The sequence below is a fragment of the Leptospira adleri genome (assembly GCF_002811985.1).
GTDB lineage: Bacteria > Spirochaetota > Leptospiria > Leptospirales > Leptospiraceae > Leptospira > Leptospira adleri.
Genome location: NZ_NPDU01000118.1, coordinates 1 through 8,176 on the forward strand (window position 1 = coordinate 1; position 8,176 = coordinate 8,176).

Here is an 8,176-nt window from a genome sequence, read left to right on the forward strand (position 1 = left end):
ACTTGAATTACTTTCAGGTGCGCTTTTTCTTCTTCTGCCCTCATTGGGGGGTTCTCCTTTTTTTGAATTTGATCGTTACAAACTCAATCGGCAAGGAGAGCCTTCTCATTCATTCTTAAATCTGCGAAATATTTTGGACGTTATCGTCGCGGCTCGCGAACCGAGTGACAAAGCAATGTGGCTTTAGCCCGGAGTGAAGGTCGCATTAGCGATCCTGAACGGAGCGAGGAGACGAAGTTAGACGACGGTGGCGAATTTAAGAAGAAATAAATTCTATAAAGTTTATATGTGAGTAAAAATTGCTATTTTTAGCTGAATCTAACTCGGAGTTATCGAAACTAAAGTCTTTCAATCCATCACGAATAATCTGGATAGATTTACTTTTAAAATCTGGTAAAGAATTTTTAATCGTTTCATAAACAATAAAAATATTTATCCCAGTATAATCATGAGCAATTCTATTTCTAAGCCCGATTATATCCTTCCACGGATATGAATATTTTATTTTCGTTTCATCACTAAGCTTATTACTATTTTCACCTATTTGAGCAAGAAGACTTAGAATTGCATTATAATTCATTTGATCGTTAGAATCGTAAAGTTTTTCCGGACTTTCTGCAAACCTTGAATAAATGAGAATTTTCTCAATATATTCAATAATGTTAAGTAGATACAAAAGATCGTTTTTTCTATTCTTTAACATAGACCATTTCTTTTTGGGCTCTATGAAGAATTATCGGATTAGCATATTTGCTAAGCACTAAATCAATTTTTCGCTCTATATTTTTTTCAAGCTCAGCTTTGAATAATAAAGCTGACTTATAATCAATATCCTGGTCCACCAGAATATCAATGTCCTGAAAATTAGAATCTTTCCTAGCAAAAGAGCCAAAAATCCCTACTCTTTCAAGATGATACTTAGACAGTAATTTAGAAGTTGTTATAAATTGCTGAAAATCCGCGATTGTCTGAATTGATGATGACATAGAAATATATAAAGACTATAGCAATTTAGATTTCAAGCTCAATTTTACCCTTCCAATTCTCTTTTCCTGCTATAGGAACCATAGTGTAATTCTCATGGGTCAAACTTTTCGCCACTGTTCGTCTAACGATGTAGGTTTTCCGACGTCGCTGGTCCCGAAGGGACGCGAAACGTTTCTTACTAAAATACATTACTTTTACAATGTAACTCCGTGAGCGAAGCGATGTGGCTTGCCCCGGAGTGAGGGTTTGCATTAGCAAATCCCGAACGAAGCGGAAAACCGTAGTTAAGCGACGTTCGCCTGCAAAAGCAAATTCCAATTTCTCCCTTGATTAGCAGAGCAAAAGCGCAAATAATTAGAATACTGATTTACCAGAACATCTTCATTGAGACAAAACCGAATAAAGACCTTCGGGTGAACCCATTACGATCAAAATCTTTAATCAACAACTAAGTCAAAAGATTTCAAAAAAACTTCGATCCAAGAGAAATACTGATCCCTCCCCGCGCTTTTGCTCTGCAACATTTTTAGCTGGATGCACTTAGGCGAATGTCGCTTAACGAAAGAGGCTTCTCGACGTTTGCGTTCCTGGAGCGCGCTAAACGCGCGAAAGGATTGGCACGAAGGCTTGAGTGAGCCTTAGCGAACGATCACAAGCCGAGTGACAAAGCAAATGTGCCGGAGGCCAAGCAAGAGTTGCGAAGCAATCTCGAAGCGCCGCGAGAAGCCGCAGTTAGACTGCTGGCGCGACTTATCGACAACTCATTGTATAGTAAAAAGAATATATCTTTTCCTGTTTATCAGTTAATTTTAGATTTAAATGAATTGGAATAGAAATTAACCGATTTAAATAATGAGATGATATAATTGATGTAAATTGGCAAGCGCTGCGTAATAGAAAATGGCCATTAAATTCCCGTTCATTTTCGATCAATTGAATTAAGCCTGGAAAGAGTGAATGACTATGTGCCGATAAATACGAATAAGAAATCTGCTCCCAAAAATTACCTATACCTATTCGTTTGATCAATTCTGAATACTGTGGTTTCCATTTTTTCAAGAGTGTTTTCTTTTGATTATGAATATTTAATTTTTCAATTAGATTATCAATTTGCCTTCCTAATATAATCAACAAACCGCTTTCATGATTCCTAATCCACATTTGTTCGGAACCAATTGGAAATTTTTGCCTGGTAATATAACCGTCACGTAAATACAATTTCAGACGTAAATCTTGCAGATCTAATGATTTTGCAGTTTCAAGAAAAATATACGAAAACGTCATATAATTTTCTAAAAGAGATCTATTCAACGTATGAATTGATGAGATTAGTATTTTAACTTGCTGCTCATTTTCATCAATTGATTGAATAAGCAGAAAAATCGATTGAAGTCTATATTGGAAGTCTAAAATAAAGGCGTTTTTAATTGAATCAGGACTATTGATAGACCATTCATGATTTTCAATATTTCGTTCTTTTAAATATTTATCATATATTTCAACTATAGAGCTTATATTCTCTTTAAATCTGTAGTCAATTGAATCACAATCAAAGTTCATTTATAGCGCTTGCGTCTAACGAAATAGGCTTCTCGACGTTTGCGGTTCTGAAGCGTGCCTAAGCACGCGGAAGAATTGGAACGAGGCTTGCGTGAGCCATAAGCGAACGATCACAAGCCGAGTGACAAAGCAAATGTGTCGGAGGCCAAGCGAGAGTTGCGATAGCAATCTCGAAGCGCCGCGAGAAGCCGCAGTTAGGCGAAGTGGTCCTAAAATTAAATATTCATTGCTACTGGCGCGACTATAGTATCATTTAAAACAGATTCACCTTCTTTTTCAATAAACGAAGTTGTGTCCTGCTCTATTCTGGTTAATAATTCTCTCTGTGATTGAGCTTCAAGAATTTGAACTACTTCCATAACAGAAAATTCCCTTCGCATCTCAAGTTCCTTTGCAACCTGCCGATCTGCTGGTGAAGGAAGTGCTGCTTCCTTAGGCTGCATGGCATCGGCCGATATAAATTGCTGAACTATCCTCCAACCCGTATAGAATAGTTCCATAAAAGCTCCATCATATGGTAGCGGACATATGATTAAATTCTTTTTATCATCTTTAATAATTTTGTCAGCCTTTCCTTGCGAACTCGGTACTATTCCAATTCTTAACCCTTTAGCTCCTTCTAAATGAGCTTTATTAATTTTTAATGTCGTACCTAACCATCTATCATTGTCTGTTGTTCCAAAGAACAAGTCAGCTTTCCATAAACCATTAATTGAATATGGGAGAGCGGCTCTTGTTTCCGGCCTATTAAAGGCTGCGGAAAGCATATTCATGTAGCCTTTAAGCTTCAAAGGTTGCGCTCTTTCTCCTGTTAATATTCTTGATTCATCAGTTAAAATATCTTTTGCGGTATCAATGATTCTACTTTTTCCATTCTTTTCGACGCCGAAAAGAATCGATCGATATTCACCACCTGGTAATTTACATTTTTTTGCAGCATCGGCTAATTTCTCGATTACCGCTGGATCCTTTCTACGAATCGCATCATGAACTGCCCACTCAAAACAAACTCCAATATCACCATCGCCAGGCCTATATGATCTTGGTAGCATTTTAAGTTTGATATTTTCATATCCACCTAACTCGTTTGCAATATCCTGTTTTATACCCATCAATATACCTGTTAAAATTGGCCTAACAACAGAAATCCTTGACAGTACTTCACTTTGAACAGGGTTAATTTGCTTATCTATTAAAAGTTTCAATTATTTCTCCTATAAAGTTATCTAATTCAATTTTATTGGGACCATTTCGCCTAACGAAAGAGTCTCCTCGACGTTGCGTCCGCGAACGCTTGAGCGTGAAGCGGTTGGCACGAGGTTCGAGCGACCTTAGTCGCGTCTAGCGAACCGAAGTGGCAAAGCAATGTGCGGAGTCGGAGTGAGGGTCGCATGAGCGATCCCGAACGAAGCGAGGAGACGAAGTTATGCGGCGTGCGATTGAACTTTAATTAAAATGAACTTTTTCAATGTTAATTTGGTATTTATTTTTATCTGCTACAGCTTTAAATAAATTAAAGCTATAGCCTAATTTTATGTATTCATTCAAACATAAATTCTGGATCTCATCGATATATTCTTTTGATGTTCTTAATCCAAAAATAATACCTTTTAAAGCATGTTTATTTAAGCTAATTAGATTAGAATTGTTCTTTAAATGGGAATCTCTTACAATGATTCGATATTCTTTCTCATAATGCCAATTCTTGTGTTTTGTGTAAAAATATTTTGCTACTCCGAATGGATCCTCATCAACTAAAAAGTAGTTAAATGCCTTTGGAAATTTGTATCGATATTTCACTGGTAATAAAATTAGATTCTCTCTAAAATGTTGTTCTTCGAAATTCAATTGGTTTTCTTCAACCTTCATCGATCGAATACTTTCATGAGTATAAGGTGAGGTATTATATATTAAGCAAACACCTTGGTGATTTTTTGCATAATGGCTCCACATTAATATGCTATCATTTACTTTTGAAAAACAACAGATTCGGTGCGAGTTTTCAAATTCAATGCGCTTTGCTTCATCAACTTCAATATTTTTATTCTGATATTCTTTTGCGCTTAGATCAGCAACAATATGACTACGACCCGTATTTTTGTATAGATTGTACCATTTAGTGTAGTCACCGAAAAGGAAGAAGTTGCTTTTGCAATCGAAAGGATCATTAAAAGACATTGGATCACTTAAAAAGATTTCGTGATTTTTAATCATTTTCTTCGTAAGTTCATCTGGATTTCTATACTTGTATAAATTCATAAGCATGCCGCATAACGATCCAGGTTTCTCGACGTTTGCGGTCCTGAAGCGCGCTAAACGCGCGAAAGGATTGGAACGAGGTTTGAGCGAACCTTAGCGAACGTCTCGCAAGCCGAGTGACAAAGCAAATGTGCCGAAGGCCAAGCGAGAGTTGCGATAGCAATCTCGAAGCGCAGTGAGAAACCGCAGTTATGCGCTGTTCCGCGAGCCAAAAAAAGCTATAAATTGCGCGCTAAGACTAAAAGCGAATCCACGCGCAATTCTCTTTTCCCCAAACTCGCCTAAACCCAAATTAAAGCGAAGCGGAATGGCGCATAACGACAAGAGTTTGCCGACGTCGCGTCCCCGAGCGCTTGTGCGCGAAAGGGTCGCGAACTTAATTTTACTAAAAATCTCTTCTATTACTGCTTAGTCAAGTTCGCGAAGCGATGTGTCGAAGACCGGAGTGAGTTCGAGCGAATCCCGCGAGTGACGAACGCAGCGGCAAACGTTAGTTATGCGCTGTTCCGCGAGCCAAGAAAAGCTATAAATTGCGCGCTGAGTCTAAAAGCGAAACCACGCGCAATTCTCTTTTCCCCAATCTCGCCCAAACTCAAATTAAAGCGAAGCGGAATGGCGCATAACGAAAGAGTCTCCTCGACGTTGCGTGTCCAAGCGCCTAAGCGCGCCGGACTTGGCACGAGGTTCGAGCGAGCCTTAGCGAGCGTCCCGCGAACCGAAGTGACAAAGCAATGTGCGGAGCCGGAGTGAGGGTTGCAATAGCAATCCCGAACGGAGCGAGGAGACGAAGTTAGACGGCGTTGTGCATTTCAACCAACTTGTTGCAACGGCTGAATGCTTTGTAATTTCTCTTTTAACTTCTCTTTTTGTTTTCTGATCTCTAAATCATTTTGCAAGTTAATCCAAAATTTATCAGACATCCCGAAAAACTTAGCTAATCTTAAAGACATATCAACAGTAACTTTTCTTTTATCATGAAGAATTTCAAGAATTGTAGAAGTAGAAACATGTAACTCTTTCGCTAACCGATATGGTGTTATTTCTAATGGTTCAAGAAACTCTTCCCTTAAAATTTCAGAAATTGTAGGAGTTGGAATCCTTTTTGATTTCATACTAACCTCACTTCAGTGATAATCTACGATTGAAACGTCAAAACAATGACCTTGAGAAAAGCGAAATACTATCCTCCATTGTCTGTTAATTCTGATCGAACAAAATTCTTTTTTGTCACCTTTTAAGTGCTCAAAATTATTAGAAGGGGGAATTCGTAAGTCTTCCTCTCGTTCTGCATTTTCCAATAGTAATAACTTAATTAATGCCCTACTTTGGATGTCAGGAGCGATTTTTCTTGAAAATTCTTGATTAAAGATCTTTTCAGTTTCCTTATCTCCAAAAGATTGAATCATTAAGCATATATTTCAATGGCAGATATATCTGTCAATCAGATATATGGATGGAATGTTGTTTTAAAGCGATTTTGCACAATGCCGTCTAACGAAATAGGTTTCTCGACGTTGCGGGCCCGAGCGCTTGTGCGCGAAGGGACGATGAGGTTCGCTCATCTTTAAGCATCAAAGCGAACCGAAATCGAGCAATGTGCCGAAGGCCGAAGTGAGCCTGAGCGGGAACCGCGAATGGCGAACGAAGCGAGAAAGCGAAGTTATCTGCCGTTTTTAAATTTTTAACATTTTCACTCAACATTTAGTCCTGATGTGTTTAAATTACCCAATGTTGAAGTGATATTTTGATGTTCAGTTCCTTCCTCATTATGTATGCCATAAATAAACGTAACATACACATTATATATTGAAAAATATTGATTTTTAGACTTTATTACACCTACTTTCTGGGAATAAATATTCTTTATACCGTATATTTGAACACCAGCATCTCCATTTTTTGATAATGCTGAAAATTGTATATTTCGGATATTTTTAAAATTATAATCTTTAAACACTTCGACTTTCTGTAAATCGATATCTGAGATGTTTGTTAGTTGTTCTATGCTATTGAAATATTTTAAAAACCAATTGTATGTCTTATCATCGATAAGACACCTATTGAGTTTATCCTTTGATAAAATTCGTGCATTATTAATTATAGAAGCCCCATAAAAATTATTATCCATTTGAAACAGTGAGTCATACGTTATGGAATATCTTAAATTAATTTCTCCCACACTAAGCCGAAGTTTTCTGTAAAAATGATAAGTATTATAACCAGTCAATGTATTTTGAAAATGAATTGCATATGCTAACGACAACAAGGGATTGTCAAATATGTAGAATCCACCATCACCGGAGTCGATAAAGTTTAATTCCAGTTTTGAATTTACTATATATTTTTGAAATAGCACATAGTCGTATTTTACTATATTCAAATTTGTTGCTTCCATTAATAATTTGAATATTACTGGAATATAATTTTGTTGTGGCTCTTCAAATTGTGAATATTGATAGATATCAATTCCTAATACTGATTTTTCGTTGATTTTGATTAGATCAATTAAGAATTCCTTTTCGTAAGCGGAATCGTTTTTTGAATATGAAGAATAATTATGTTCAACATCATGTATCTTCAACTGTTCTTCAATATTTTTCAGATTATGCTTGTTTATATCCATTTTGATTTATTCCTAATAACTTATAATTTGATATTGCTTGGGTTACGATTGGCTTAAAAAATGGCAGATAACGACCGAAGCTTGCCGACGTCGCGTCCCAGAGCGCTTCTGCGCGAAAGGGTTGCGAACTTCTTTTACTAAAAATGCGCCTTACTACAAATTAGTTCAGTGAGCAAAGCGATGTGTCGTAGACCGTAGTGAGACCGAACGGGAAACCGTGAGTGTCGAACGAAGCGGCAAGCGTTAGTTAGGCGACCGTTTGCCCAATCCGAATCACGGTGCATTGCGGGGACTGCTTGGGGCTTGAAAACTTTTCATTACAATGAAAGCAACTTTTGAACTTTAAAGTTTTTCCTGGAAAGAGAGGCCAAAACGGAGAAACAACCTTCACTTACTCAATTTTTGGATCAGAAATCAAGTAAGTCTAGTCCGGAAGAACAAGCCCCGCATTTTCTCTTTTGCCCCGTTTCGTCCCCGCCCCTTTTCCGTCATTGCTGGGCAAATGTCGCCTAACGAAAGAGTCTCCTCGACGTTTGCGGTTCTGGAGCGCGTCTAAACGCGCGGAAGAATTGGCGCGAGGTTTGAGCGCCCTTAGGCGCGTCCTGCAAACCGAGTGGCAAAGCGATAGTGTCCTTAAAGTTTCGCACAAATGAGAACTTGAGAAGAGCTCTCCTCACACGATCAAGCCATGAGCTTTAAAGTTTTTAACTCTTTTAATTTCTCCATGTCAACATACTTTTTAGTTCC

At 37.8% G+C, this 8,176-nt stretch carries 9 protein-coding genes; 1 reads left to right on the plus strand and 8 read right to left on the minus strand.

Annotated elements, in window-relative coordinates:
- Positions 1-187 (plus strand): hypothetical protein (locus CH376_RS24490; protein ID WP_207769156.1); only part of this gene is annotated, 187 nt, incomplete at its 5' end.
- Between the two features lie 69 nt (positions 188-256).
- Here CH376_RS24490 and CH376_RS23085 read toward each other — a convergent pair.
- From CH376_RS23085 to CH376_RS23130, 8 genes are all read right to left on the minus strand, one after another.
- Positions 257-703, minus strand: a complete 447-nt coding sequence (locus tag CH376_RS23085; protein WP_100788514.1) for a HepT-like ribonuclease domain-containing protein — start codon at positions 701-703, stop codon at positions 257-259.
- Positions 690-986, minus strand: a complete 297-nt coding sequence (locus CH376_RS23090) for a nucleotidyltransferase family protein (protein ID WP_100788515.1) — start codon at positions 984-986, stop codon at positions 690-692. Before CH376_RS23090 ends, CH376_RS23085 begins: the two co-directional genes overlap by 14 nt.
- Positions 987-1,737: 751 nt before the next feature.
- Positions 1,738-2,547, minus strand: a complete 810-nt coding sequence (locus tag CH376_RS23100) for a DUF5677 domain-containing protein (protein WP_100788518.1) — start codon at positions 2,545-2,547, stop codon at positions 1,738-1,740.
- A gap of 215 nt (positions 2,548-2,762) precedes the next feature.
- Positions 2,763-3,752 (minus strand): hypothetical protein, encoded by a 990-nt coding sequence (locus tag CH376_RS23105; RefSeq protein WP_100788520.1) that lies wholly within the window; start codon positions 3,750-3,752, stop codon positions 2,763-2,765.
- 241 nt (positions 3,753-3,993) lie between these two features.
- On the minus strand, positions 3,994-4,761 hold the full coding sequence (locus CH376_RS23110; RefSeq protein WP_207769157.1) for a DUF2971 domain-containing protein: 768 nt from the start codon (positions 4,759-4,761) through the stop codon (positions 3,994-3,996).
- 854 nt (positions 4,762-5,615) lie between these two features.
- Complete coding sequence (locus CH376_RS23120) at positions 5,616-5,918, minus strand: HigA family addiction module antitoxin (protein WP_100737411.1); 303 nt, start codon at positions 5,916-5,918, stop codon at positions 5,616-5,618.
- Between the two features lie 12 nt (positions 5,919-5,930).
- Positions 5,931-6,212, minus strand: coding sequence for a type II toxin-antitoxin system RelE/ParE family toxin (locus tag CH376_RS23125; RefSeq protein WP_100788525.1), 282 nt, complete (start codon positions 6,210-6,212; stop codon positions 5,931-5,933).
- 284 nt (positions 6,213-6,496) lie between these two features.
- The gene (locus tag CH376_RS23130; RefSeq protein ID WP_100788527.1) at positions 6,497-7,429 is read right to left on the minus strand and encodes a hypothetical protein; all 933 of its coding nucleotides are present in this window, start codon (positions 7,427-7,429) and stop codon (positions 6,497-6,499) included.
- Between the last annotated feature and the right edge of the window lie 747 nt (positions 7,430-8,176).

Coding starts and splice junctions, on each gene's coding strand:
- CH376_RS23130 (WP_100788527.1), bottom strand. CDS start 7,429: ATGGATATAAACAAGCATAATCTGAAAAATATTGAAGAACAGTTGAAG.
- CH376_RS23120 (WP_100737411.1), bottom strand. CDS start 5,918: ATGAAATCAAAAAGGATTCCAACTCCTACAATTTCTGAAATTTTAAGG.
- CH376_RS23125 (WP_100788525.1), bottom strand. CDS start 6,212: ATGATTCAATCTTTTGGAGATAAGGAAACTGAAAAGATCTTTAATCAA.
- CH376_RS23110 (WP_207769157.1), bottom strand. CDS start 4,761: ATGATTAAAAATCACGAAATCTTTTTAAGTGATCCAATGTCTTTTAAT.
- CH376_RS23100 (WP_100788518.1), bottom strand. CDS start 2,547: ATGAACTTTGATTGTGATTCAATTGACTACAGATTTAAAGAGAATATA.
- CH376_RS23090 (WP_100788515.1), bottom strand. CDS start 986: ATGTCATCATCAATTCAGACAATCGCGGATTTTCAGCAATTTATAACA.
- CH376_RS23085 (WP_100788514.1), bottom strand. CDS start 703: ATGTTAAAGAATAGAAAAAACGATCTTTTGTATCTACTTAACATTATT.